Source organism: Pseudomonas sivasensis (genome assembly GCF_021391435.1).
GTDB lineage: Bacteria > Pseudomonadota > Gammaproteobacteria > Pseudomonadales > Pseudomonadaceae > Aquipseudomonas > Aquipseudomonas sivasensis.
On the sequence record NZ_CP090029.1, the window covers coordinates 1,618,646 to 1,644,859 of the forward strand.

At 60.4% G+C, this 26,214-nt stretch carries 24 protein-coding genes; 8 read left to right on the top strand and 16 right to left on the bottom strand.

Annotated features, from left to right (window positions below; translation table 11 throughout):
* Positions 1–72: 72 nt before the first annotated feature.
* Entirely contained in the window at positions 73–1,077 is a 1,005-nt protein-coding gene (gene rpoS / locus LRO94_RS07210) for an RNA polymerase sigma factor RpoS (protein ID WP_032891629.1), read from the top strand.
* A gap of 211 nt (positions 1,078–1,288) precedes the next feature.
* On the opposite strand, the gene LRO94_RS07215 is transcribed toward rpoS, so the two are convergent.
* Positions 1,289–1,498 (bottom strand): cold-shock protein, encoded by a 210-nt coding sequence (locus LRO94_RS07215; protein WP_002554837.1) that lies wholly within the window; start codon positions 1,496–1,498, stop codon positions 1,289–1,291.
* A gap of 388 nt (positions 1,499–1,886) precedes the next feature.
* On the opposite strand from LRO94_RS07215, the gene dcd reads away from it, so the two are divergent.
* Both dcd and LRO94_RS07225 read left to right on the top strand, forming a co-directional pair.
* The gene (dcd, locus tag LRO94_RS07220) at positions 1,887–2,453 is read left to right on the top strand and encodes a dCTP deaminase (RefSeq protein WP_003172320.1); all 567 of its coding nucleotides are present in this window, start codon (positions 1,887–1,889) and stop codon (positions 2,451–2,453) included.
* 107 nt (positions 2,454–2,560) lie between these two features.
* On the top strand, positions 2,561–2,758 hold the full coding sequence (locus LRO94_RS07225; protein WP_010212420.1) for a hypothetical protein: 198 nt from the start codon (positions 2,561–2,563) through the stop codon (positions 2,756–2,758).
* A 23-nt stretch (positions 2,759–2,781) separates the two neighbouring features.
* On the opposite strand, the gene pdeM is transcribed toward LRO94_RS07225, so the two are convergent.
* The 14 genes from pdeM to LRO94_RS07295 all read right to left on the bottom strand — a co-directional run bounded on the left by pdeM (position 2,782) and on the right by LRO94_RS07295 (position 17,515).
* A complete protein-coding gene (gene pdeM / locus LRO94_RS07230) occupies positions 2,782–3,435 on the bottom strand; it encodes a ligase-associated DNA damage response endonuclease PdeM (protein WP_179179439.1) in 654 nt (217 codons plus the stop codon).
* Entirely contained in the window at positions 3,432–5,906 is a 2,475-nt protein-coding gene (locus tag LRO94_RS07235) for a ligase-associated DNA damage response DEXH box helicase (protein WP_095184017.1), read from the bottom strand. The genes pdeM and LRO94_RS07235 overlap by 4 nt, the downstream gene beginning before the upstream one ends.
* 58 nt (positions 5,907–5,964) lie before the next feature.
* Positions 5,965–6,729, bottom strand: coding sequence for an ABC transporter ATP-binding protein (locus tag LRO94_RS07240; protein WP_032891624.1), 765 nt, complete (start codon positions 6,727–6,729; stop codon positions 5,965–5,967).
* Positions 6,730–6,742: 13 nt separating this feature from the next.
* Positions 6,743–7,861 (bottom strand): succinylglutamate desuccinylase/aspartoacylase family protein, encoded by a 1,119-nt coding sequence (locus tag LRO94_RS07245; protein ID WP_032891623.1) that lies wholly within the window; start codon positions 7,859–7,861, stop codon positions 6,743–6,745.
* Positions 7,862–7,870: 9 nt separating this feature from the next.
* On the bottom strand, positions 7,871–8,581 hold the full coding sequence (locus LRO94_RS07250; protein ID WP_032891620.1) for an ABC transporter permease: 711 nt from the start codon (positions 8,579–8,581) through the stop codon (positions 7,871–7,873).
* On the bottom strand, positions 8,578–9,306 hold the full coding sequence (locus LRO94_RS07255; protein WP_032891617.1) for an ABC transporter permease: 729 nt from the start codon (positions 9,304–9,306) through the stop codon (positions 8,578–8,580). Before LRO94_RS07255 ends, LRO94_RS07250 begins: the two co-directional genes overlap by 4 nt.
* Positions 9,307–9,363: 57 nt before the next feature.
* The gene (locus tag LRO94_RS07260) at positions 9,364–10,143 is read right to left on the bottom strand and encodes a transporter substrate-binding domain-containing protein (protein WP_032891615.1); all 780 of its coding nucleotides are present in this window, start codon (positions 10,141–10,143) and stop codon (positions 9,364–9,366) included.
* Positions 10,144–10,372: 229 nt separating this feature from the next.
* Positions 10,373–12,007: an ATP-dependent DNA ligase gene (locus LRO94_RS07265; protein ID WP_179179438.1), complete on the bottom strand. Its 1,635-nt coding sequence runs from the start codon at positions 12,005–12,007 to the stop codon at positions 10,373–10,375.
* The gene (locus tag LRO94_RS07270) at positions 12,004–13,008 is read right to left on the bottom strand and encodes a ligase-associated DNA damage response exonuclease (protein WP_179179437.1); all 1,005 of its coding nucleotides are present in this window, start codon (positions 13,006–13,008) and stop codon (positions 12,004–12,006) included. The genes LRO94_RS07265 and LRO94_RS07270 overlap by 4 nt, the downstream gene beginning before the upstream one ends.
* A gap of 201 nt (positions 13,009–13,209) precedes the next feature.
* On the bottom strand, positions 13,210–15,651 hold the full coding sequence (locus LRO94_RS07275; protein ID WP_179179436.1) for a penicillin acylase family protein: 2,442 nt from the start codon (positions 15,649–15,651) through the stop codon (positions 13,210–13,212).
* 180 nt (positions 15,652–15,831) lie between these two features.
* Positions 15,832–16,044, bottom strand: coding sequence for an SEC-C metal-binding domain-containing protein (locus LRO94_RS07280; protein ID WP_099601284.1), 213 nt, complete (start codon positions 16,042–16,044; stop codon positions 15,832–15,834).
* Complete coding sequence (locus LRO94_RS07285) at positions 16,041–16,523, bottom strand: LEA type 2 family protein (protein WP_179179435.1); 483 nt, start codon at positions 16,521–16,523, stop codon at positions 16,041–16,043. The genes LRO94_RS07280 and LRO94_RS07285 overlap by 4 nt, the downstream gene beginning before the upstream one ends.
* Positions 16,524–16,542: 19 nt before the next feature.
* Positions 16,543–17,013, bottom strand: coding sequence for a YchJ family protein (locus tag LRO94_RS07290; protein ID WP_179179434.1), 471 nt, complete (start codon positions 17,011–17,013; stop codon positions 16,543–16,545).
* A gap of 4 nt (positions 17,014–17,017) precedes the next feature.
* A complete protein-coding gene (locus tag LRO94_RS07295) occupies positions 17,018–17,515 on the bottom strand; it encodes a DUF6231 family protein (RefSeq protein ID WP_032891602.1) in 498 nt (165 codons plus the stop codon).
* A 244-nt stretch (positions 17,516–17,759) separates the two neighbouring features.
* On the opposite strand from LRO94_RS07295, the gene LRO94_RS07300 reads away from it, so the two are divergent.
* Positions 17,760–18,518, top strand: coding sequence for a hypothetical protein (locus LRO94_RS07300; protein WP_032891600.1), 759 nt, complete (start codon positions 17,760–17,762; stop codon positions 18,516–18,518).
* A 76-nt stretch (positions 18,519–18,594) separates the two neighbouring features.
* Here the strand turns inward: LRO94_RS07300 and LRO94_RS07305 are convergent, their stop codons facing one another.
* Positions 18,595–19,059: a CopD family protein gene (locus tag LRO94_RS07305; RefSeq protein WP_032891599.1), complete on the bottom strand. Its 465-nt coding sequence runs from the start codon at positions 19,057–19,059 to the stop codon at positions 18,595–18,597.
* A gap of 99 nt (positions 19,060–19,158) precedes the next feature.
* Here LRO94_RS07305 and dinG point away from each other — a divergent pair, with 99 nt between their 5' ends.
* From dinG to LRO94_RS07325, 4 genes are all read left to right on the top strand, one after another.
* Entirely contained in the window at positions 19,159–21,303 is a 2,145-nt protein-coding gene (gene dinG, locus LRO94_RS07310; protein WP_032891598.1) for an ATP-dependent DNA helicase DinG, read from the top strand.
* 88 nt (positions 21,304–21,391) lie between these two features.
* A complete protein-coding gene (locus tag LRO94_RS07315; RefSeq protein ID WP_179179433.1) occupies positions 21,392–23,689 on the top strand; it encodes a beta-galactosidase in 2,298 nt (765 codons plus the stop codon).
* An 82-nt stretch (positions 23,690–23,771) separates the two neighbouring features.
* Positions 23,772–24,917, top strand: a complete 1,146-nt coding sequence (locus tag LRO94_RS07320; protein WP_179180091.1) for a serine hydrolase domain-containing protein — start codon at positions 23,772–23,774, stop codon at positions 24,915–24,917.
* Between the two features lie 143 nt (positions 24,918–25,060).
* Positions 25,061–26,203 carry an OmpA family protein gene (locus LRO94_RS07325; protein WP_099601286.1) on the top strand — a complete coding sequence of 381 codons (1,143 nt, stop codon included), beginning with the start codon at positions 25,061–25,063 and terminating at the stop codon, positions 26,201–26,203.
* Positions 26,204–26,214 lie beyond the last annotated feature (11 nt).

The following is a 26,214-nucleotide window of genomic DNA, read 5'->3' on the forward strand; positions in this document are numbered from 1 at the left end:
ACAGGCTCCAGCGTTGCCAAGGATAAAGGCGTCGCTTGAGCTTGAGGTCGAACTCACCAAAGGACTATAACAATGGCTCTCAGTAAAGAAGCGCCGGAGTTTGACATCGACGATGAGGTTCTCCTTATGGAGACCGGTATCGCTATGGAATCGATGTCGAATGAGGGACCTGCAACACCTTCAGTTCGTACCAAATCCAAGAACTCTACCGCTTTAAAGCAGCATAAATACATTGATTACACACGGGCGCTCGACGCGACCCAGCTGTATCTCAATGAAATCGGCTTTTCCCCCCTGCTTACCCCCGAAGAAGAAGTCCATTTTGCGCGGTTGTCGCAAAAGGGGGATCCGGCTGGGCGCAAGCGCATGATTGAAAGCAACCTGCGCCTGGTGGTGAAAATCGCCCGACGCTACGTCAATCGTGGGTTGTCCTTGTTGGACCTCATCGAGGAGGGCAATCTGGGCTTGATTCGCGCGGTGGAGAAGTTTGACCCAGAGCGGGGCTTCCGCTTTTCAACCTATGCTACCTGGTGGATCCGCCAGACCATCGAACGGGCGATCATGAATCAAACCCGCACGATCCGGTTGCCGATCCATGTGGTTAAGGAGCTCAACGTCTACCTGCGGGCAGCGCGTGAGCTCACTCAAAAACTCGATCATGAACCCTCGCCCGAAGAAATCGCCAACCTGCTGGAAAAACCGGTAGGGGAGGTCAAGCGCATGCTGGGCCTTAACGAGCGTGTGTCTTCGGTCGATGTCTCGCTGGGTCCGGATTCGGATAAAACCCTGTTGGACACCCTGACGGATGATCGGCCTACAGATCCCTGCGAGCTGTTGCAGGACGATGATCTGTCCCAAAGTATTGACCAGTGGTTGTCGGAGCTTACGGACAAGCAGCGTGAGGTGGTGATTCGCCGCTTCGGCCTGCGCGGCCATGAGAGCAGCACCCTGGAGGACGTAGGCCTGGAGATCGGCCTGACCCGTGAGCGGGTGCGGCAGATCCAGGTGGAAGGGCTTAAGCGCTTGCGCGAGATCCTGGAGAAGAATGGCTTGTCGAGTGAGTCGTTGTTTCAATAACGACACGGCTTGAATGCTTGAATGTGGGAGGGGGCTTGCCCCCGATGGCGGCGTAGCAGTCGATACTTGCATTGACTGACACACCGCTATCGGGGGCAAGCCCCCTCCCACATTTTTTGTGCCGGGCATAAAGTTGGTGCGAATACCAAATCCCAGGCATAAAAAAACCCCGCTTTTAAGGGCGGGGTCTTTTCGACTAAGTCAGTACAAGTTAGATAACTTGAACTTCTTCAGCTTGCATGCCTTTCTGACCGCGGGTAGCGATGAAAGAAACCTGTTGGCCTTCTTTCAGGCTTTTGAAGCCGTCGGATTGGATAGCTTTGAAGTGAACGAACAGGTCGTCACCGGATTGTGGAGTGATGAAGCCGAAGCCTTTTTCATCGTTGAACCACTTAACGGTACCAGTTTGGCGATTAGACATGGTGTATCTCCTTGGACAAAGTTAACTGCGACTCAGGAAAAGCCCTGGCCGAGACTGAGTGCAAAGAGCAGGAAAAATTCTTGGAGATGGTTGGATCGAAATTCAACATATCGTGTAGAGATTCTCAGTGACACAAGCAGCACAGTGGCGCCACCTTAACCCTTTTTCCGGAACGTGCCAATGGTATTTCCGAAGGTTTCTCTATTTTCGTGACTGGCGGTGGTATTTACAGACCCCTGATCCGGCAGTTCGGCCCCGGCCCCGTTGGTTGCGCCTTATAAGCGGCGGGGTATTGATCAAGAAAAGCCCCACGGCCTTTGAACCCCAACGCCGGCCCCGGTAAGATGCCACACAGAATTTTTCCACCTCGCTATTCAGGACACCCGCCATGAGCATCAAATCGGACAAGTGGATTCGCCGCATGGCGCAAGAGCACGGCATGATCGAACCGTTCGTCGAGCGCCAGATTCGTGGTGAAGGCGATGACCGAGTGATTTCGTACGGCGTTTCCAGCTACGGCTACGATGTACGTTGCGCCGATGAGTTCAAGGTGTTCACCAACATCAACTCGGCAATCGTCGATCCGAAGAACTTCGACGAAAAGAGTTTCGTCGACGTCAAGAGCGACGTGTGCATCATTCCGCCAAACTCCTTCGCCCTGGCGCGCACCGTGGAGTTCTTCCGTATTCCGCGTGACGTACTGACCATCTGCCTGGGTAAGAGCACCTATGCGCGTTGCGGCATTATCGTCAACGTGACGCCGCTTGAGCCTGAGTGGGAAGGTCACGTGACCCTGGAGTTCTCCAACACCACCACGCTGCCGGCCAAGATCTACGCCAACGAAGGCGTAGCGCAGATGCTGTTCCTGCAGTCTGATGAGGCCTGTGAAGTGTCCTACAAAGACCGCGCAGGCAAGTACCAAGGCCAGCGCGGCGTCACCTTGCCACGCGCTTGATCGAAAGGTCCTACGCGTAAAGGGAATTAGTCCGAAGAAACTGACTCTATTGGGTGTACTGCCTCGGCGCGTGCAAAACGCGTCGGGCCACGCTTGAGGAGTACCTTATGAAGATCGACCCGCGAATCAGCGCAGAACTTGCCCGGCTTGAACCCAACCAGATTGGTGTTCTGGCCTGGTCCCTGATGGCCGATCCCGCTTACGCGGGCGGCATCCCTGGCCAACCCGAGCCGGATTACCCGCAGCCCACCGAACCCGGCGAGCCGACTCTTCCGGACGAGCCGCCACCCGCACCTGTCGCTTGATACCAGCCAGGCCAGTCGGTGTTTCAGCCAACTGGCCAGACCTGATGGTCGCCAATCACAAAGATTTGGTGATCATTGTCTTGCTCCACGGTATATCCGCCCGTAAACGCGCCAAACGCCGGCAACAGGCTGACGCTCGAGTTCAGTAGGAAGCACGGTAGGCGTAGGCTTTGCCGACCCTTGCCGCGCAATCGATACACCGGGTGCACATGCCCCGCCAACACAAGGTGGCTGGCATGGGCGTCCGGTTCGTGTTGCAGGGCGAATGGGCCCATCAGCAGGGGTTCAGGAACCACTTCGATCCTCAAGTCGGCAGGCGGGTCACCCGCGCGTTTATCGTGATTGCCGCGGATTAAGGTCATCGCCAGGTCGCTGTGGCGCGCTCGCCAGCTCCTCAGTGCGCTCAGCGTGCCGCTGGCGTGGGAGCCTGGACCATGCAGGAAGTCGCCGAGAAAGATCACCTGCGCGCACGGCAGGGCGTTTAACACGCGGTCCAATCGTTGCAGATTGTCGGAGGTCGTGCCTTGTGGCACCGGTTGCCCCAGGCTTCGATAGGCCGATGCCTTGCCAAAGTGCGCATCGGCAATCAACAGGCACTGGCGCGCAGGCCAGTAAACCGCTTTGTCCGCCAGCAACCACAGTTCTTCGCCCCCAAGCGTCACCGAGCAATGCGTCATCGTTTCTCCGCAACTTTTTCCAAGTCTTTGACCATCCGCGCAATGCGCTCTGAAAGTTTTTCCGAACTCATGCTTTCGCGCATCCGCTCCACCAGCAGCGGGAACGCCAGGGGCGTTGGACGTTCGATCACATACACATCCATTTTCAGCGCCGATAACCGAAGCAAGGTCTCTTCGAGTCGGCGAATATCCAACTCGTCACGCAGGACTTCTTCCCCTGCCTGGGCCAGCAACAGGTTTTGCGGGTCATATTGCTTGAACACTTCAAAGAACAATCCACTGGACGCCTGCACCTGCCGCGTACTTTTCGGCGCTCCGGGGTAACCGGCAAACACCAGCCCGGCGATACGGGCGATTTCACGAAAGCGCCGCAGCGCCAGTTCCCCGGCATTCAGGCTGGCGGCTACATCCGTCAGCAAATTCGCCGGACTAAGCAGGGTCTCGTTCAGCAACACTGTCCAATCCAACGGCGTGGCGCTCAGTAGCTCCAGACCATAGTCATTGACGGCAATGGAGAAGGTCACCGCCTGCCCTTGGCTGACCCGCCAGGCGAGCAAACTCGCCAACCCCAAATGCACCTGACGCCCGGCAAACGGGTATAGAAACAGATGCCACCCCTCCCGGGACTTCAGCACTTCGGCCAACAAGTGTTCCCGTGTCGGCAGGCCGGACCAGCGCAACTGCGTCTGCAATAACGGTTGCACCGCCCGCATCTCGGGGCCTTCGAAACGCCCATGGGCCGCAGCGTCAAAGCGCTCCACCACGGCCTGGGCCAGTTCATTGGAAAGCGGCATGCGCCCGCCATTCCAGCGCGGTACGGCTGCCTTTTTTGCGGTACTGCGGCGTACGTAAGCGGTCATGTTTTCTACCCGCACCAGCTCCAGCAGACGTCCGGCGAACAGAAAACCATCGCCGGGCTTTAACCGTGCGATAAAACCTTCCTCAACACTGCCCAGATTCTTGCCGCCGCCGCCTTTGCTCCAGAACTTCAGCTGGATACTCGCGTCGCTGACAATGGTGCCTACGCTCATGCGATGGCGCCGCGCCAACCGAGCGTCGGGGACGCGCCAGATGCCATGCTCGTCGGGCTCCACACGGCGGTAATCCGGATAAGCGGTGAGCGACAAGCCGCCATGGCGCACAAATCCCAGCGCCCAGGCCCAGTCCGCATCCGTAAGGTCGCGATACGCCCAGGCGCCGCGCACTTCCGCCAGCAAGGCATCCGGTGTAAAGCCACCGCCCAGGGCCATGCTCACCAAATGTTGTACGAGTACATCCAACGGTTTGTAGGGCGATTCGCGTGCTTCGATGCGCCGCGCTGCAATTGCATCCTGGGCTGCCGCAGCCTCAACCAGCTCCAGGCTGTGGGTCGGCACCAGCGTCACCCTCGACGGTCGCCCCGGCGCGTGGCCGGAGCGCCCGGCGCGTTGCATCAGGCGGGCGATGCCTTTGGCCGAACCGATCTGCAGTACCCGCTCCACCGGTAAAAAATCCACCCCAAGGTCCAGGCTGGAAGTGCACACCACCGCTTTAAGCTGGCCGTCTTTTAAGGCGCGCTCTACCCAATCGCGGGTTTCCCTGGACAGCGAGCCGTGGTGCAGGGCAATCAATCCAGCCCAATCGGGCCGCGCCTCCAGTAAGGCCTGGTACCAGATTTCCGACTGCGCCCGCGTGTTGGTAAACACCAGGCAACTGCTGCTGGCCTCCACCTCGGCGACCACCTGCGGCAACATCTTCAAACCGATATGCCCGGCCCAGGGAAAACGCTCGGTAACCAGCGGCAACAAGGTGTCGACTTTTAGGGATTTGGCCGTTTGCCCCTGCACATTGATTGCACCGCCTTGTGGGACCAAAACCTCAAGCGCGTGGGCCTGATTACCCAGGGTCGCCGAAATGCCCCACACCATCAGATCCGGATGCCAGCGCCGCAGCCTCGCCAACGCCAATTGCAACTGCACGCCGCGCTTGTTACCGATCAGCTCATGCCATTCATCCACCACCACCATGCGCAGGTGCGCCAGGCTCGACTCGCTGTCGGCGCGGGCGAGCATCAGCGTCAGGCTTTCCGGGGTGGTGATCAGTGCGGTGGGTTGGCGGCGGGTTTGCCGGGCGCGCTCGCTGCTGCTGGTATCGCCCGTGCGCAGGCCGACACTCCAGGGAATCTGCAAGGTCGCCAGCGGCGCTTCAAGGGCGCGAGCCGTGTCGGCGGCCAGCGCACGCATCGGCGTGATCCACAGGACGGTGAGGGGCTCGGCAGGCGGTTTGCGTTTGCCCGTAGCAGGCGGGCGGATGTTGGCGAAGCGATTGAGGGCAGCAAACCACAGCGCATAGGTTTTACCGGCGCCGGTGCTGGCGTGCAGCAGCCCGGACTGGCCATCTTTGACCGCCGTCCAAACCGCTTTCTGGAAGTCGAACGGCTTCCAGCCCTTGGCGGCGAACCATGTCTTGGCGAAGTCGTGGGGTTTTGCCATGCGGTGCCTGACGCTCTGGAGGGTCTATTCCCACAGACCCTCCCGGCACCGCAAAGGTTTACTTCAGATTGCCACTCAGGAACTGCTGCAAGCGCTCGCTCTTCGGGTTGCCCAACACATCCTCAGGCGCGCCTTGCTCTTCGACCATGCCCTTGTGCAGGAACAGCACTTGGTTCGACACCTTGCGCGCAAAGCTCATCTCATGGGTGACCATGATCATGGTGCGGCCTTCCTCAGCCAGCCCCTGGATCACCTTCAACACTTCACCCACCAGTTCCGGGTCCAGGGCTGAGGTGGGTTCGTCGAACAGCATCACTTCCGGCTCCATGGCCAACGCGCGGGCGATCGCCACGCGTTGCTGCTGACCACCGGAGAGAAACGCCGGGTACTGGTCGGCCACCCGTGCCGGCAGGCCAACCTTGTCCAGATAGCGGCGAGCACGGTCCTCGGCGTCTTTCTTGCTGCAACCCAATACCCGGCGCGGGGCCATGGTGATGTTTTCCAGCACGCTCATATGGCTCCACAGGTTGAAGTGCTGGAAGACCATCGCCAGCCGCGTGCGCAGGCGCTGCAATTCGGCGTCGTCGGCCACGCGCATGCCGTGGCGGTCGTTGACCATGCGGATCTGTTTGCCGTCGAGGGTCATGGCGCCGTCGTTGGGGGTTTCCAGGAAATTGATGCAGCGCAAAAAGGTGCTTTTGCCCGAGCCGCTGGCGCCGATCAGGCTGATCACATCTCCGGTCTTGGCCTTGAGCGAGACACCTCTGAGCACCTCATTGTCGCCATAGCTTTTATGCAGGCCTTCAACGGTCAATTTGTACATGGGGCGTGCATCCTCAAGGCGAAAGTAGATAGCCGCTGCGATAGGCCTCTGAGCCTGCGACATGGCCGATGACCATCCCCGCAGTGGCCATGCGGCGTAGCGAACGGGCGTAAAGCAGGCCTGCGTTGTGGCAGTGCACGGGCGTTACGCGGTCGGTAATGGGGTCGATGATCTCAGCGATCAGTTGCCCGGCTTCCAGGTATTCACCGGGCAGGGCGCTGAACACCAACAGGCCGCCCACCGGCGTCGCCACGGGTTCGACGCCTGCCAGGGGCGTGGCCGGGTAGGGCAGGTCGGGCAGCGGTGCCGGGTCGCCGGCAATTGCGCCGAAGTGAATCAGGTAATCGATGATCGCCTGGCAATCTAGGCTGGCCAGGCCGTGGTTGACGTCGCCCTGGCCGCGCAGTTCGACGGTTACCGAAAAGCTGCCCATGGGAATCGGAAAGCGCCCGGCAAAACGTTGCTGCAACTGCCACCAGACCAGGGTGAAGCACTCATCGAAAGACTGCCCGCCGGAGTCGGTGGCCAGCAAGTTGGCTTCCGAGCCTATATAGCGCGCCAACGGCTCCACCCGCGGCCAGGCCTCTGGTGTGGTGTACAGGTGCGCCACGGCTTCGAAGTCGCAATGCAGGTCCAGCACCATGTCGGCGTCGCAGGCCAGGCGCTGCAGTACCAGTCGTTGAGACTGCAACTGGGTTGCGGCGGTTTGCCCGGCCAACGCGGTGCTCAATGCGGCGCGAATCAGTTCGACATTGTGTTGCGGATCATCTCCGAGCAGCGCCTCGACCTGGTTGCCCACCTCATCACTGAGGTCGACAAACAGGCGATTGAAGTTCTGCCCGCTCTCCAACTCGTAGCGGCCCAGGGGGATATCCATCAACACCTGTTCCAGGCCCACCGGGTTGGCGATGGGCACCAACACGATCTCGCTCAACAGCCGCCCAGCCGCCGCCAATTCGGCGAGGCGCATCTTCAAGTGCCAGGCCACCAGCATGCCGGGCAGCTCATCGGCATGCAGCGACGACTGGATGTAAACCTTGCCTGCGGCCTGCTGCGGGCCGAAGTGGAAACTGTGGATTTGCCGCGCCGTGCCTGGCACCGGCGCAATCAGTTCATGTAGCTGATGACGCATGAAGGCTCCTTAATGGCTCGGCCCGAGAAAGGCCAGCCAGCGACGTTCCGCCAGCCGAAACAGGCCGACCAGGGCAAAGGTCACGGCGAGGTAGATCAGCGCGGCAATGCCGAACGATTGAAAGGTCATGAAGGTCGCCGAGTTGGCATCTCGCGCCACTTTGAGGATGTCCGGAATCGTCGCGGTAAACGCCACGGTGGTCGAATGCAGCATCAGGATCACTTCGTTGCTGTAGTACGGCAGCGAACGGCGCAGTGCGGACGGCATGATCACATAGGCGTACAGCTTCCAGCCGCTGAGCCCGTAGGCCTTGGCCGCCTCGACTTCGCCGTGGGCCATGCTGCGGATGGACCCGGCGAAAATCTCCGTGGTGTAGGCGCAGGTGTTAAGGGCGAAGGCCAGGATCGTGCAGTTCATTGCATCGCGAAAGAACGCATCCAGTACCGGTTGTTCGCGCACGGCGGCGATGCTGTAGATGCCGGTGTAGCAGATCAGCAACTGGATATAGAGCGGTGTGCCACGAAACAGGTAGGTGTAGAACTGCACCGGCCAGCGTACCAGCGGGTTGCGCGACACGCGGGCGATGGACAGCGGGATCGACACCAGAAAGCCGATCACCAGTGCGGCGCTGAGCAACCACATGGTCATGGCCAGGCCAGTAATGTGTTGGCCGTCGCTGTAAAGGAACGGGCGCCAGTATTCCTGCAAGAGTTCGATCATCGGACCGCCTCCCGGGAGCCTGCGGAGTAGCGACGTTCAAGACGGCGCAAGACAAAGTTGGAGACGCTGGTGATCACCAGGTAGATCAGCGCGGCCAGCACCAGGAAATAAAACAACTGATAAGTGCTTTTGCCCGCGTCCTGGGCCGCCTTGACCAAGTCCGCCAAGCCGATGATCGATACCAGTGCGGTGGCCTTGAGCATCACCATCCAGTTATTGCCGATGCCCGGCAGGGCGAAGCGCATCATCTGCGGGAAGGTCACGTAGCGAAAGCGTTGCCCGCGCTTGAGCCCATAGGCAGTGGCGGCTTCCAGCTGGCCACGGGGCACGGCGAGGATCGCGCCGCGAAAGGTCTCGGTGAAGTAGGCACCGTAGATAAAGCCCAGAGTGATCACCCCGGCGCTGAATGGGTCGATCTCGATGTATTCCCATTCCATAAAGTCGGTCAGGCCGGTAAGCCAGGTTTGCAGGCTGTAAAAAATCAGCAGCATCAGCACCAAGTCGGGTACGCCACGGATCAACGTGGTGTAGAGCTGGGCGGGAATGCGCAGGAAGGGCAGGCTGGAGAGTTTGGCGCTGGCGCCGAGCAGGCCCAGCAACACGCTGACGGCCAGGGACAACACCGACAACTTGAGGGTCATCCAGGTGCCTTGCAGCAACAGCGGGCCGAAACCCTTCAAGCTGAACGCGCTCAGCCCGAGGGTTTGCAACAGATCTTCGAACATAAATCAGGACCTATGGCGATAAAAAAGCGCCCCTCCACTGGAGGGGCGCCCCGGGCATTATTTGCCGCTGTACAGGTTCAGATCGCCAAAGTGTTTCTTCTGGATAGTGGCGTAGGTGCCATCATCGTGTAACGCTTTGATACCTTTATCCAAAAGCGCCTTGAGTTCAGTGTTACCTTTTTTGATACCGATTGCGGTTTTCGACGGCAGCAATGGGTCGTCAATAGCCGCGCTGACTTCGTAGCCGGCACCGGCTGGCGACTTCAGGAAACCGAGTTCGGCTTGCAGCATGTCCTGTACGGAAGCGTCGAGACGGCCGGAAGTCAGGTCAGCATAAACCTGGTCCTGGTTGGCGTAGGCCTTGGTGGTCACACCGGCCTTGTCCAGCACAGCCTTGGCATAGGCTTCCTGGATGGTGCCTTGCTCGTAGCCCACGGACTTGCCTTTGAGCGACTCAGGTGTCGAGAAGCCAGCGCCTTTCTTGAACACCAGCGAGGTTGGGCCGGAGAACAGCTCGTTGGAGAAGTCGATGGCCTTTTCACGCACCGGGGTCACCGTCATGGACGAGATCACGCCGTCGAACTTGTTGGCCTTCAGGCCTGGGATCATGCCGTCGAAGTCGCTTTCGACCCACTTGCACTTGACCTTCAGCTCGGCACAGATGGCATTGCCCAGATCGATATCGAAGCCCACAAGGCTGCCGTCAGCAGCTTTGGATTCGAAGGGCGCGTAGGACGGATCGACACCAAAACGCAATTCCTTGTATTCCTTGGCCAGCGCGGTACCGGCGGCCATGCACAGAGCCAGTGCAGAAAGGGTCAGCAATGCTTTTTTCATTATGTAATCCCTGGAAACCAAGATAAGCGCTTGTGGCGCGTTTAGGACTGTTACTGAACGGTGTCAGACGGAACACAAGTAGCAATTTCTGCACCATAGTTCCGAATGATCGTTTTAAAAGGTGGGCAGAGGGAATCTTGAGTGTAGGAGATGCCCGAAAGTGGGCATCGGAAAATGAGTGCACCATTACGAGTCATACGGAAATTAAAACCTGGGAGCGGGCGTTACGTCAGGCCAGGAGATCTTGCAGAGTGGCGAGGCTGTCGGCTTCCTCTACCGCCTTGTCCTGGCGCCACCGCAACATCCGCGGAAAGCGCACCGCAATCCCGCTTTTATGCCGCTTGGACAGGGCGATCCCCTCAAACCCCAGCTCGAACACCATACTTGGCGTGACGCTGCTGACCGGGCCGAACTTCTCCACCGTAGTCTTGCGCACAATCGCGTCGACCTTGCGCATCTCCTCGTCGGTCAGTCCGGAATAGGCCTTGGCAAACGGCACCAGGCTGCGCTCGCTGCCGGGCGGGCCGTCCCACACGGCAAAGGTGTAGTCGCTGTAGAGGCTGGCGCGCCGGCCATGGCCGCGCTGGGCGTAGATCAACACGGCGTCGACGCTGAACGGGTCGACTTTCCACTTCCACCACAGGCCCATGTCCTTGGTGCGGCCGACGCCATACAGGCCTTGGCGATTCTTGAGCATCATGCCCTCGACGCCGAGGCTGCGGGAGGCTTCGCGTTGCTGCGCAAGGTCCTGCCAAGTTGCACCCGTCAGCAGCGGTGAGGGCTGCAATACCGGTTGGTTGCACACAGCAATCACCTGTTCCAACTGTGCGCGGCGCTCGGCCTGGGTGTGGTTGCGCCAGTCGTCGCCCGCATGTTCCAGCAGGTCGTAGGCCAGCACCGCCACCGGCGCATCCTCAAGGACTTTTTTGCTCAGGGTCTTGCGACCGATACGCTGCTGCAACAGAGCGAAGGGTTGCACTGAGTCTTTCCACACCACGATTTCGCCGTCGATCACCGTGCCATCGGGCAGGCCACTTACCAGGCTGTGGAGTTCGGGAAAACGGTCAGTCACCAATTCTTCACCCCTGGACCAGACCCACAGGCGCCCCTCGCGCTTGACCACTTGCGCGCGAATGCCGTCCCACTTCCACTCCACCTGCCAGTCGGCTGGGGGGCCAAGCAATGCATCGAATTGCTCTACCGGCTGCGACAACCCGTGAGCAAGAAAAAACGGATACGGCTGACCGCCGCGTTGCGCATGTTCGTCGGACGATTCTGCGGCGATCAGTTTGAGGTAGCCCTGGGGTGTCGGGCGGTTGGACAGATCGGTGTAGCCCACCAGGCGCTGGGCCACGCGTTTGCTGTCCAGCCCGGCCATGGCGGCAAGGGCGCGGGTGACCAGCAATTTGGAGACGCCCACACGAAAGCTGCCGGTGATCAATTTGATGCACACCATCAGGCTCGGTTGGTCCAGTTGTGCCCATAACGCCGGCAGGCGCTCTGCCAGGTCCTGAGGTGAGAGGCCGCGCAAGGGCAGGAGTTTTTCTTCCAGCCACACGGCGAGGCCGTCTTCTGAGGTGTAGGTTGATTCCGGCAGCAGCAGGGAAATAGTTTCGGCCAGGTCTCCCACCGACTGATAGCTCTCTTCGAACAGCCAAGGCTCGATGCCGGACGCTTCGGTGGCCATGTCCCGCAGCAGGCGCGTCGGCACCAGTTGTCGAGGGCGTCCGCCGGACAGGAAATACACTGCCCATGCCGCATCCTCAGGCGGCGCCTTCAGGAAGTAGGCTTGCAGGGCCGCGAGCTTGGCGTTACTGGAAGTGGTGGCGTCGAGGTTGGCGTACAGCTCAGCGAAGGCCTTCATGCGCTGACCTCTTCTTCGTCGTCACCGTACTCGGTGGTGAAACCCTGGGCGTCCAGGCCTTTTTCCCGCAAGTGGCGCACCAATACGCCGACTGAGCCGTGGGTCACCATCACCCGTTCCGCGCCGGTTTGTTCGATGGCCCACAACAAACCGGGCCAGTCGGCGTGGTCCGAGAGCACAAAACCTCGGTCCACACCGCGCCGCCGCCGTGTGCCGCGCAGGCGCATCCAGCCGCTGGCGAACGCGTCGCTGTAGTCGCCGAAACGCTTGATCCAACTGCTGCCGCCGGCGGAGGGCGGGGCAATGATCAGGGCTTGGCGCAGCAGCGGGTCGGTCTTGGTGAAGTCACCGGCGTAGAGCGTCTCGGGAATGTAGACGCCGGCCTCGCGGTACACCCGGTTCAGCGGTTCGACTGCGCCGTGGCTGAGGATCGGGCCGATGCTGGCGTCGATACCATGCAGGATGCGCTGGGCTTTGCCGAAGGAATAGCAGTACAACACGCTGGCCTTGCCGGCGGCGATATTGGCCTGCCACCAGTCGTTGATCCCGGCAAAAATCTGCGCCTGGGGCTGCCACCGGTAGATCGGCAGGCCAAAGGTGGATTCGGTGATAAAGGTGTGGCAACGCACCGGTTCGAAGGGCGCGCAGGTGCCATCAGGCTCGACTTTGTAATCGCCAGACGCCACCCAGACTTCACCTTGGTATTCCAGGCGCACCTGGGCTGAGCCGAGCACATGCCCGGCCGGATGGAAACTCAACGTCACGCCGTGATGCTGCAGTTTCTCGCCGTAAGCCAGGGTTTGCAGGTTGATGTCCTGTCCCAGGCGCGAGCGCAGGATGCCTTCGCCGGGCGTGGCGGCCAGGTAATGCTGGTTGCCGGTGCGGGCGTGGTCGCCGTGGGCGTGGGTGATGACGGAGCGTTCTACCGGGCGCCAAGGGTCGATGTAGAAATCACCGGCGGGGCAGTAGAGACCTTCAGGGCGGGCGATGACAAGGTCCATGGGGTGTGCCGTGGGCGATGGGCTTATCAGTAGGAGGAGAATGAACCTGGAGAAGTTCTATCTAAATGCAGAGAGCCAAATGTGGGAGGGTGCTTGCTCCCGATGGCGGTGGATCAGTCAAATTTGTATTGGCTGACCCACTGCTATCGGGAGCAAGCACCCTCCCACATTTTGACCCGGTTTCTTCAGGAGAAAGCCGGTTTATTTGCCTGGAGTCAGGGTCAACCGAGCTTTCCCATAGACCTTCTCAAAGTTCTGCGGCTGCATCGGGAAGCTCAGGTATTGCGCCTTGAGCGACGGGTCGATGCCATTGGCGTAGCTCGGGCTGGCGGGATTGCCGGATTGGCCGATGCCGCCCTGGCCCATCATCGGTTCCACTTGGCCGAAGTCGACGATCATGCGCAGCGCCGGGACTTGGGTGGTGTTGAAATCCTGGCCCCAGCTATACGGCGCCGGGTTCAAGGTGTTGTGGTCACCGCCGGACGCCAACGGGCCGCGAATGACTTGGCCAGCAGTGTTCTTCCAGGTGGTGCTGTGCAGCTTGCCCCACTGCCAGGCCTTGTGATCGGCGCCCAGCTGGATGTCGCCCGCGGTGATCGCGGCCGCGAGGCTGCGGGCCAGGATCGCCGGTTTGTCTTCTTTCTGCGGTGTGCGCACGTCGTCCCAGAACGGGCTGTCTTCGCGGCTCAGCAAGTGGTCGGCCTGGGCGGCGTAGGAGAGGTTGGCGTTGCTGACAAACGCTTTCCAACTGGCGCTGTTTTCCGGGCCGAGTTCGTCGAGGAAGATCTGCTTGGTGCTTTCCTGCAGGAATAACTCATAGAGAGCCGCGTCGGCGGATGTCGCGACGAGGCGACCGTCGAAGGCCATCAGGCGATTCAGCGCTTCACGCGCTTTGGCCTGTTCGGCTGCAGGCAACCCATCAATCGCCTGTTTCAGCGGCTGGGCCATGCCCGGAGCCTGGAACATGGTCTTGAGTTTGGCGGCGAACGTGGTGGTCTGGTCGTATTGCATGGCGATCACGCTACGACTGTCGTGCTTGCCGGCATTGGCCAATTGCGCCAGGCGCTCGCTGCGCTCCGGGGCGTCCCAAGAGTTGGACAACTGCATGCCATAGCCACGCGGCGCGGTGCGCTGGTTGGCGGTGCCGATCCAGCCTTGGGCCGGGTCCTGGTCATAAGGATGCAGCATCGCGTCGGCGTAGCCGTCCCAGTCAAAACGCGTATCCCAGCCTGGCGACGGCAGCAGACCCTCGCCTTCGCGGCGGTTGGGGAAGCGGCCGGTGACCTGCCAGCCGATATTGGTGGCGTCGGCGAACACCATGTTTAAGGCAATGGCGCGAATCTCGCGGGTCGCATCCGAGGCTTTGGCGACGTTTTGCGCGCGGGACAGGTCGAAGAACGCATCCAGGCTCTTGTCGTCTTTAAAGTCGGCTGTTTGCAACGCCAGGCCCAGACCGCTTGTGAGCGCCTGGCTGCTGTTGAGCAGGGCGCCGTGACGGGTTTCGTAGACAACTTCGCGAGTCGAGCGCTGGCCTTTGACGAAGAAGGTTTCATTCCGCACGCCGGCCGGCAGCCATTTGCCGTTGTTCTCGTAGTACAGCGCGTTGCCTTGGCGTTTGACCTTTTCCAGGAACAGGTCCTGGGTATCGCCCTTGACCGTGCTCATGCTCCACGCGACTTTGCCGTTGAACCCGGACAGCAGCGTTGGCAAGCCGGCAATCGAGGCGCCGACGGCCTGGTATTTCGGGGCGCGAATCTGCACGTAGCTCCATGGCGACGGTGCTTGCGGTTGGGCGGCGAGGTCGTTGGCCAGCAGGCTCTTGCCACTGCGGCTGCGCTGCGGGCCGATGGCCCAGTTGCTCGACGTGGTCACGGCCAGGGCATTGAGGCTGCCCAGTTGCTGGCTGACGGTGTCCAGCCCCGCCAGACCGGTGATCTGGCTGAAGTTCACACCCTTGAGCTTCTCGGCTTCGGCCAGTGGGATTGGCTCGTCCGGTGCGCTTGGGGTAAGCCAGGCGAGTTTGTCGACGCCGACTTTTTGCGCGAGCACCAGAGAGGCGAGCTCTTCTTGCAGGTTGGCCGACTCGCTGAAATTCAGCAGGCAGAACAACAGCGCCGAATCTTCCGGCTTCCAGTATTCGGGCTTGTAGCCGGTCTGGGCCAGGTCCGGCGGCAGCTTGTCGCGGTAGCGGAACAGGTAGGCGTTGACGCCACGGGCATACACTTCGAAGAAGCGCTTGAGGCGCGGCGATGAGGCGTTGTACAGCTCGCCGGCGCTTTTTTTCAGGTTGACCGCACGCATGAAGCGGTCGACATCCAACACCTCTGGGCCGGACATTTCTGCAAGACGGCCTTGGGCCAGCAGGCGCAGGGTGACCATCTGGGTGATGCGGTCACTGGCGTGCACATAGCCAAGGCTGAACAGTGCGTCGTGGAATGTGTTGCTTTCGATCAGCGGCATGCCTTGGGCATTGCGGCGCACCGACACGTTTTGTGCCAGGCCTTTGATCGGCTGTACGCCCGCAACGGGCGGCAAGGTGTCCTGGGTGCTCTGGAGCTGGCAACCGGCCAGGCTTAATGCACTGGCCACTGCCGCGGCAACGCCGAACCGGGGGAGAAAATGTGAGAGGGCTGGCGAGGCCATGGCAAAGCTCCTGCGGGGGGTAGCGTCAGTAAAGGCGCTACGTTAGTGAGCGCGGCGAACCGACGCAAGCAGGAGCTCAGCCTTATTTTCATGAACGGCCCAAGAGGACTTGGGCGGATTGGCCTTCCGTGCCCATTCATATGCCCGAACCGTCGCCGGGCGCCTATTACAGTATCGAGCTTACGCCCCGTGGCACTTCTTGAATTTTTTCTCGCTGCCGCATGGGCAAGGATCGTTGCGGCCAACGTCCTTCAACGCGTTGCGCACTGGCTCTTGATGAGCGTGGCCGCAGTTCGGGCCGTGGACATGGCCGTGATCGTGGCCGTGGTCGTGATCATGGTGATCGTGATCGTGGTTGCAGTCAGGACCATGGACATGGGGTTGCTGAGTCATTGATGTCGCTCCGGAATAAAATCGCCGGGGATTATCACGCCATTGTGGGCCACCTGCACGTCATAACCGATGAATAATCCGGTTTTGAGCTCGCCTTCCAAGCGATAGGGCACGGGTTGGTCGGGTTTTTTCAACAACTGCACGACACTGCGTATCTGCGGCCAGAGGTTGGTGCGTACGGAAACTTTGAAAAACGCATGGCTTCGGGGCGGCACGGTGAGCCATTCGTTGGACTCGCCTTCGGTCAGCACAAAATCATCCAGGGTGATCTTGTAGATCAGGCCGCGCACGGTCAGGTCGGCGTCGTCGCGGTTGTCTACGCGAAAGTACAGTTTGAATTTCTGTTCCAGCAACTTGGCCCGCACCACTTCGACCTTAACCAGAGAGACGTGGGGCGGCGGCGCGTCGTCCTCGAACCACGAAGCACAGCCGCTTAGACCGAAGATTAACGCCAGCATCAAGCTGTAGATCCGGAGCATGGCGTTGGTCCTATTGTGGTTAGAAGTAGCTGGAGCAGCACTTCTTGAATTTTTGCCCGCTGCCGCAGAGGCACGCGTCATTGCGCCCAGCCTTCACCTCCACTGTCGGATCGATGAAGTACCAGTGCCCGTCATTCTGTACGAAAGAAGACTGTTCGCGGTGGCTATGTTCGCCGGTGCTGTCGTGCCAGCGCGCTGTAAAGGTCACGAAGGCATGTTCCGGCTGGCCGCCGAACACCTCCGAGCTTTCCACCTCAAGGCCGAGCCAGGTGCTCTGGGCACTCCAGGCGCTGATGGATTCGCGATCCAAACCCGCCTGTTGCGCGGGCAATGTGGTCGCCACCAGATAGTCCACCAGGCCCAGCACATAGGCGCTGTAGCGCGAGCGCATCAACGCGCTGGCGCACGGCGCCGGGTGACCGGCGTGATAATGGCCGCAGCAGGCATCCAGCAGGTTGCCACTGCCGCAGGGACAAATGGATGTACTCATTGGGTTACCACCAATACTTACCGAAATTTTCCGGGTTGGCCCAGAAGCGGGCATTGAGCCAGTCCGGCACCTGTTTATAGTCAAGCAGATCGTAGGTAAACAGCGTCAGCACCTGCTCATCGCGCTGGAAGCGTTCGCCGGCCTGCAGGGCCAGAGAGAAGAAATCGGTGTCCTTCCAGTCGCAGGCGCCCAGGTCCACCAGCACCGCAATGCGGCTGGCGTTGAGGTTGCGAATCCCGCCGAGCAGGGTCAGGCCTTGGGGTTTTGACAGGTGCTCCAGGCAATCGACCACCAATGCCAGGTCAAAGCGCAGCGCGGCCAGCTCTGCGGGCAACGGCCCAGGCGTTGCCACAAACACTTGGGTGTCGGGATGCGCTTCCTTAAAGGCATCCAGCGCCGGGAACTGGCTGGCACCCAACAGCAACAGGCGTTTGGGCTGGTGCAGATCGAGCAATGCGGCCAGGGCTTGCTGGGGGGTACGGGCAGAAATACCAGCGGTCATCAGAGATCCTCACATCAGGACCGTAGAGACTAGCGCGGCTGAGCGTGTGGGCCTAGAGCAGGTGATGGCGAAAAGTCCTACTTTGATGTTCATCCTCAATGAATGCGGGGATGGGGTACCGCGGCACAGATCCTCTCTTTAATCGCCGCCCTTTCAAGTTTTTTGAACCTTCACTGGCAAATCGCCTGTAGAAGTCGTTACTGTGCGATCAAAGAAAAATTTGAAAACACTCAGGAGCCCCATGATGCGTAAGGTTTTTCTGTTGGCTCTGTTGGCCAGCCCCGTTGCCCTGGCCCAGAGCGTCAGTGTCGAAACCAACTCGTTGATGCGCCTGCCCAGCAGCACCAGTGTGTTGCAGCTGGAACGCTTGGAAGTGGCGGACTACGGCACCTTGCTGATCCCCTCGACCATCAGCCAGGTCACCGTCGATGAGCTGCATTTGGGGCGCGATGCACGTATCGCCATTGTCCCCGGCGCTGTCGGACTGCAATTGCAGGTGGGTCATGCGCAACTGGAACATGGCAGCCAGATCACCTCGCGCGGCGCGCCAGGCACCCATGAAAAACCTGCGAAAGCCGGTCGAGACCTGACCTTGCGCATCAATTCGCTGGCGGCTGAAGAGCTGTCGGTGGATGCCCGTGGCGGCGCCGGTGCTCAGGGTTATGCCGGGCTTGATGGTGCCAATGGTGTGGACCCGGGTTGCACATGGGGCTCAGCCGGGCGCGGTTTCAATGGTGATAATGGCGGTGATGGCCTGCCGGGGGGCGCGGGTGCGCAGGTACGCGTGGAGTTGCCTAAGGACTTCCCGGCTGAACATATCAAGGTCTGGGTGGACGGCGGCGCTGGCGGGCTGGCGGGTACAGCGGGCAAACCGGGCAAAGGCGGGGAATCCAAAGGCTGCCTGGTGTATCGCGCCGATGGCGGCGAAAAGGGCCGTCCTGGTTTGGAAGGACAACCGGGGCCGGTTGGGCCTGCGGGGACTGTGACTATTCAGCGTCTCTGATACTTCAAGCCCCTCCCACCTTGGAATGCATTCCGGGTGTGGGGGGCTTGCTGCCGATAGCGGGCTAAAGGTCGTCTCAGAACATCGGCCGAGCCGAAGCAATCGCGACCACCACCAACCCAACAATCAGATTAACCCCCACCAACTTGCGAATCTGCCCCAGCGCAGCCGCGCCCGCCGGCCAATCCTCAGCCGCCACCGCCGCCTTCAACTCCGGAAATTTCAACGCCTGGATGCGGATAAACAACGCGGTCATCACCAGATATAAGCCCATCATCACCTGCACGTAACGCGGTGCAGTCTCAAACCCGCTGAAACGCAGTTGCAGCAGGCCCACACCGCTGATCGGCAAAACCAGCACCGCCACCCATACCCACACGAAAAAACGTTGAAACACATTTGCCCACAACTTGAGTCGGGCAGGGCCCTCAAGTGCCGCCATGGCGGCGGGTCGCAGGATCATCCAGGCGAAAAACATACCGCCCACCCATACCAGGGCGGCCAATACATGCAGGGTGTAAGCGAGGCTAAACGCGGTCATTGTGGTACTCCGTTCTGCGCGGGATTAATTAGCGGGGTATGATAGCGGCCGATCCGAACCACTGAAAATTTATCCAGCGTTTTTTGCGCCCGACTATCCATGATCAGCACTGAACTCAAAACCACGATCCAGGGCGCCTACTCGCGTTTTCTCGAAGCCAAGAGCTTGAAACCGCGCTACGGCCAACGGCTGATGATCGCCGAAGTGGCCAAGGTCCTCGGGGATATCGACACCGACGACGAAGGTCGCCGCGAAGGTGACCCAGCGGTGGTGGCCGTCGAAGCCGGCACCGGTACCGGCAAGACCGTTGCCTACAGCCTCGCTGCGATCCCGACTGCCAAGGCCGCAGGCAAACGCCTGGTGATCGCCACCGCTACCGTCGCCCTGCAAGAGCAGATCGTCTACAAAGACCTGCCCGACCTGATGCGCAACAGCGGCCTGAACTTCACGTTTGCCCTGGCTAAGGGCCGTGGCCGCTACATGTGCCTGTCCAAGCTCGACGTGCTGCTGCAGGAAGGCCACGCGCAGACCGCCACGGCGTCGCTGTTCGAAGAAGAAGGCTTCAAGATTGAGGTTGATGAAGTCAGCCAGAAGCTGTTTACCAGCATGATCGAGAAACTGGCCGGCAATAAATGGGACGGCGACCGCGACAGCTGGCCCACCGCCCTTGAAGACGCCGACTGGGCACGCCTGACCACCGACCATAGCCAATGCACTAACCGCCATTGCCCGAACTTCGGCCAATGCGCTTTCTACAAAGCGCGCGAGGGCATGGGCAAAGTCGACGTAATCGTCACCAACCACGACATGGTCCTGGCCGACCTGGCCCTGGGCGGCGGCGCCGTCCTGCCGGACCCTCGCGACACGCTCTATGTGTTCGACGAAGGCCATCACCTGCCCGACAAGGCCATCGGCCACTTCGCCCACTACACGCGCCTGCGTTCCACCGCCGACTGGCTGGAAACCACCGCGAAGAACCTCACCAAATTGCTCGCCCAGCACCCGCTGCCCGGCGACTTGGGCAAGCTGATTGAGCAGGTGCCGGAGCTGGCGCGGGAGATCAAGACCCAGCAGCAGTTCATGTTCAGCGCCTGCGAGCAGGTCGCCGACTTCAAGCCCGGCGAAGATGTGGAGGGCCGTGAGCGCCCACGTCACCGCTTTGTCGGCGGGATGATCCCCGAGCATATGCGCGAAATGGGCATTGAACTGAAGAAAGGCTTTTCACGCCTGACTGACCTGTTTACCCGTCTCACGGATTTGCTCAAGGAAGGCATGGATGGCGAGGTCAATATCGGCATCGCCAGTAACCAGGCCGAGGAGTGGTACCCACTGTTCGGCAGCCTGTTGTCCCGTTCCCAAGGTAACTGGGAGCTGTGGACCGCGTTTACCGTCGAAGACCCCGAAGACAACCCGCCCATGGCCCGTTGGCTGACCTTGTCGGAAAGCGGCGCGCTGTTTGATATTGAGGTCAATGCCAGCCCGATCCTCGCCGCCGAAATGCTTCGGCGCAATCTGTGGAACGTGGCCTACGGCTGCCTCGTCACCTCCGCCACGCTGACGGCCCTGGGCACTTTCGACCGGTTCCGCATGCGCGCCGGGCTGCCGAAAAAAGCCGTCACCGCCGTGGTGCCGAGCCCGTTCCATCACGCCGACGCCGGTGTGTTACGGGTGCCGGACCTCAAGGCCGATCCTCGGGACGCGCCGGCCCACACTGCCGCGATCATTCGTGACTTGCCGGGCCTGGTCGAAGGCTCTCGGGGCACGCTGGTGCTGTTCTCGTCGCGCAAGCAGATGCAGGACGTGTTCGACGGCCTCGACCGCGACTGGCGCAAGCAGGTGTTTATCCAGGGCAACCTGTCCAAGCAGGAAACCCTGAACAAGCACAAGGCGCGCGTCGACGGCGGGGACTCCAGCGTATTGTTCGGCCTGGCGAGCTTTGCCGAAGGTGTCGACTTGCCGGGCGCGTACTGCGAGCACGTGGTGATCGCCAAGATCCCGTTCTCGGTGCCGGATGATCCGGTAGAGGCCGCGTTGGCCGAATGGATCGAAGCGCGGGGCGGTAACCCGTTCATGGAAATCTCGGTGCCGGATGCTTCCTTGAAGCTGGTGCAGGCCTGCGGACGGTTGCTGCGTACGGAAGAAGACCGCGGCACCATTACCTTGCTGGACCGTCGTCTGGTCACCCAGCGCTACGGCAAAGCTATCCTGAATGCGTTACCGCCGTTCCGGCGCGAAATTTCTTAAGCCACTGTGGGCGGATTCGCCCACTTCGTGGTCTATCTCATCAATGTCATCAGGCCATTCACCGGCCGTTTGGGAGAACCTTGCTCGTATGATTCGCACGCTGCCCGCCCTTTTTGCCCTGCTGTTCGCTGCGCCCTTGATGGCGGCGCCCGCCGGGCAACAAACCCTGTTCAACTTCGTCCGGCCTGCCGATGTGGTCAAGGTGGCGACCCAGGACGCCAGCCTGCCGCAATACAACGCCGAGCAAACCCCCGAAGGTGAGGTGTTGCGCCGTATCACCTTCAACCCGGCCGCCGAACCCAGCTTGGTGCTTAGCCCGCAGACGGGGGTGTGGGACTGGTCGCAGTCCAGCGCCATGAGCCTGCGTATTCAGAGTGCCATGGACTGGGCGCTGACCCTTTACGTCAAGGTGCAGAGCAGTGACGGCAAGACGTTGGTCAGTCGAATCGACCTGCCGGCCGGCCCGGCACAGACCCTGCTGATCCCGCTGCAAGCCAACTCGCCGCTGAGTCAGGGCATGAAGGCCGGCCCACCGATGCCGATTACTGTTGATGGCCAGCGTGTGTTGCTGGCTGGCAGCGCTGGGGAAATCGACCGCAGCCAGGTGGTCTCGGTGACGTTGTCGATGATCAAGCCCAACGCGGCCCAAAGCATCCTGCTGGAGCGCTTTGGTGTGCAGGACAGTGAGCCGGTATTGAAGGCCGCCTACAGCGAGTTAGTGGATACCTATGGCCAATCCACCCGTGCGCGTTGGCCAGAGAAGGTCAGCAGCGACGAGCAGCTCAAGGCCGCCGCGGCCAAAGAGCAAACCCGGCTTCAAGGCTGGTTGGGTGCGCGGGATAAGTCAGCATTGGACAGGTTTGGTGGCTGGAACAAAGGCCCTGCATTCAATGCCAGCGGCTTTTTCCACACGGAGAAGCGTGACGGCCGCTGGTATCTGGTAACGCCTGAGGGCCATCCGTTCTACTCCCTGGGCGTCAATACCGTGGCCCCGGATAACAGCCAGACCTACGTGGCCGGTCGTGAATGGATGTTTGCGGCGTTGCCCAAGGCTGGTGAGCCCTTGGATAAGTATTACGGCAGCGGCGATAACCGCACCGGTAACGGTGCGGGTGAGGGGCGTAGTTTTGGCGCCGGGCGTTGGTACGATTTCTATGGCGCCAACCTGCAGCGCGCCTATGGTGGCGAAGGCTTCGACCAGAAACGCTGGGTGACTCACACCCTAGACCGCCTGCAAGCCTGGGGTTTCAACACCGTGGGCAACTGGAGCGACGAGGCTTTGGCCCGTGCCGACCGCGTCCCCTATACCTTGCCGCTGTCGATCGTCGGCGATTACGCCAGCATCAGCACCGGCACCGACTGGTGGGGCGGCATGCCCGATCCGTTTGACCCACGCTTCGCCATGGCGACCGAGCGTGCCGTTGCGATTGCTGCCCGCGACCATCGCGACGACCCGTGGCTGATCGGCTTCTTTGCCGATAACGAACTGGCCTGGGCAGGGCCGGGTGATGATCCGAAATCCCGCTACGCCTTGGCCTACGGCACGTTGCGTATGACCACCGACGTTCCAGCCAAACGCGCTTTCCTCAAGCAATTGCGGGACAAGTACCGCAATGAAGAAGGCTTGTCGAAAGCCTGGGGCATCGAATTGGCGGGTTGGGAGCTGATGGAAGATCCAGGCTTTGAACCACCGATTCCCAACCCTGAGCACCCGGAAATCGAGGCCGACTTTAAATACTTCCAGAAAACCTTTGCCGATGCTTATTTCAAGACCATCTCCGATTCACTGAAATGGCACGCGCCGAACCAGTTGTTGCTGGGTGGTCGCTATGCGGTGAGCACGCCCGAGGCTGTGGCTTCGTGCGCACAGTATTGCGATGTGCTGAGCTTCAACATGTACACCCTCAAGCCCCAGGACGGTTACGACTTCGCTGCGCTGCGCGCGTTGGATAAACCGGTGCTGATCACTGAATTCAACTTTGGCTCTGCCGACCGTGGCCCGTTCTGGGGCGGCGTGACCCAGTTGGCCAGGGAAGAGGACCGTGGCGCGGCGTACGCCAACTTCCTCAAGCAAGCCATGGCCGAACCTTCGATTGTGGGTGTGCACTGGTTCCAGTACCTGGACCAACCCGTGACCGGCCGTTTGCTGGACGGTGAAAACGGCCACTTCGGCTTGGTGGGCATCACCGACGTGCCTTATCAGGGCTTTGTCGACAGCGTGCGTAAAAGCAACCTGGCGGCTGTGGACCAACTGGGCAAGGAGGCGGAAAAGGCCAAGGCGGCAAGCGCTGTCCGTGAAGGTGAAGGCGGTAAGTCTGGGCATGACGGCAAAGGCGCAGGGCAGGGCGCCGGGCATGCCGGTGGGCACTCCGCCAACGGTCATTGATTGATCGCTGACGGGTTCACAAAACCTACAAGGGCTGGAACAATGTCGGCCACTTTCCATGGTGTTTTTCGAGGCGGCTTACGTGCAGATTCAGGGTCATTACGAACTCCAGTTCGAAGCGGTACGTGAAGCGTTTGCCGCGCTGTTCGATGACCCACAGGAGCGTGGCGCCGGGCTTTGCATTCAGATCGGCGGCGAAACCGTGGTCGATCTGTGGGCCGGCACCGCTGACAAGGACGGTGCCGAGGCCTGGCACAGCGACACCATCGTCAATCTTTTCTCCTGCACCAAGACATTTACTGCCGTCACGGCCCTGCAATTGGTGGCTGAGGGTAAGTTGCAGTTGGACGCTCCAGTTGCCAAGTACTGGCCGGAATTTGCCGCTGCCGGTAAGGAAAGCATCACGCTGCGCCAGTTGCTCTGCCATCAGGCGGGTTTGCCGGCGATCCGCGAGATGCTGCCCACCGAGGCCCTGTATGACTGGCAACTGATGGTCGACACCCTCGCTGCCGAAGCACCCTGGTGGACGCCGGGCCAAGGCCATGGCTACGAGGCGATCACCTACGGCTGGCTGGTCGGCGAACTGCTGCGCCGCGCCGATGGGCGTGGGCCTGGTGAATCCATTGTGGCGCGCGTTGCACGGCCGTTGGACCTGGACTTTCATGTGGGCCTGGCGGATGAAGAGTTTTATCGTGTTGCCCATATAGCGCGCAGCAAAGGCAATATGGGCGATGAAGCTGCGCAACGTTTACTGCAAGTAATGATGCGTGAACCTACCGCCATGACCACACGGGCATTTGCCAATCCACCGTCTATTTTGACCAGTACTAATAAACCTGAATGGCGACGCATGCAGCAGCCCGCGGCTAATGGTCACGGTAATGCGCGTAGCCTGGCGGGTTTTTATAGTGGTTTGTTGGACGGTAGTTTGTTGGAAGCCGACATGCTCGAAGAGTTGACCCGTGAACACAGTATCGGGCCGGATAAAACATTATTGACACAAACTCGCTTTGGCTTGGGCTGCATGTTGGATCAACCGCAGATGCCTAATGCCACATTCGGCCTTGGCCCGCGTGCTTTTGGGCATCCTGGTGCAGGCGGATCGGTAGGGTTTGCCGACCCCGAACACGATGTAGCGTTTGGTTTCGTGACTAATACATTGGGGCCTTATGTACTTATGGACCCTCGTGCACAGAAGTTGGTCGGAATATTGGCCGGTTGTCTGTAAACCCCTTGCTGTTTCACATTTTTTTGTTACAAAGGCAACTATAAGAAGACGCTGAACGAAATGATGTAACTTTAATGTTCTGTAAGCGTCTGTTTAACGGGTCATCCAGACCCCCGTTTCTTTTCTCATTTTGTGGATATCTCATGTTATCGAACAAGTCCTTGGCACTGGCGCTTTGCCTCACCATTACCGGCTGCGCACAAACTCCACAGAATGATGCCGAGGGTGGGCATTGGTGGTCATTTGGATCTGATAAGGCCGCTACCAAGGACGTCGTGACCCAGACCGAGGCCAAGCCGGATGCCAAACCCGCAGCTGGCGCCAAGCCTGCCGCACCTGTAGCCGCTGCGCCTGCTCCGGCAGCCAAGGCTGACACCGGCTCCAGCTGGTGGCCGTTCTCCTCCAAAAGCACCGACGAAAAGGCTGCCGATGCCAAGGCCGCAGACCTGAAAGCCGACCTCAAGGCCGCCACTCCTGCCCCTGCCGCCGCACCAGCCGTCGCCAAGACCGACAGCGAAACTCACTGGTGGTGGCCGTTCGAAAGCAAACCCAAGCCATTGTCCAAGGTCGACGTGACCAACGTGCCGATGCCGGACCCGAAAATCACCCAGGCCTGGTTGGACGACTATGAGCCGCGCCTGCGCGCCGCCATCAAGGACAGCAACCTGCAACTGGAACGTCGCGACAACGTGCTCGTCGTGATTGCGCCGGTCGATGGCTCCTACAACCCAAAACGTCCAGCCATGCTGTTGCCGGTTACCCTTGGCCCGTTCACGCGTGTTGCCAAGGCTGTTGAAGCCGATCCCAAGACCGCCGTACTGGTCTTGGGTCACGTTGACGCCACCGGCACCGCCCCGGCGAGCCAGGCGCTGAGCAGGGAGCGCGCACAGTCTATCGCTTCGATTTTCAGCCTCAGCGGCTTGAAGCAGGATCGCTTGATGCTGCGTGGCATGGGTGACCTGATGCCACGTGCCGCCAACGACAGCACCCAGGGCCGTGCGCTGAACCGTCGCATGGAAATTATGTTCACTCAGCGTACAACTATGTTGGCGCTGCTGAGCAAGTACAACTCGGGCAAGACGCCGCCTGTGGCTGAAATGGTTGCCGTGCAGAACGTACCTGCACCGGCTCCGGCAGCCAAAGCTGCGGCGAAAAAAGCTCCGGCCGCGAAGAAAGCTGCCGCCAAGCCAGCCGCTAAAAAGGCGCCGGCCAAGCCAGCTGCCAAGAAAACTGCCCCGGCCAAAGCCAAGGCTGCTGCACCGGCGAACGACCAGGCAAAAAACTGATCTGCTGAACC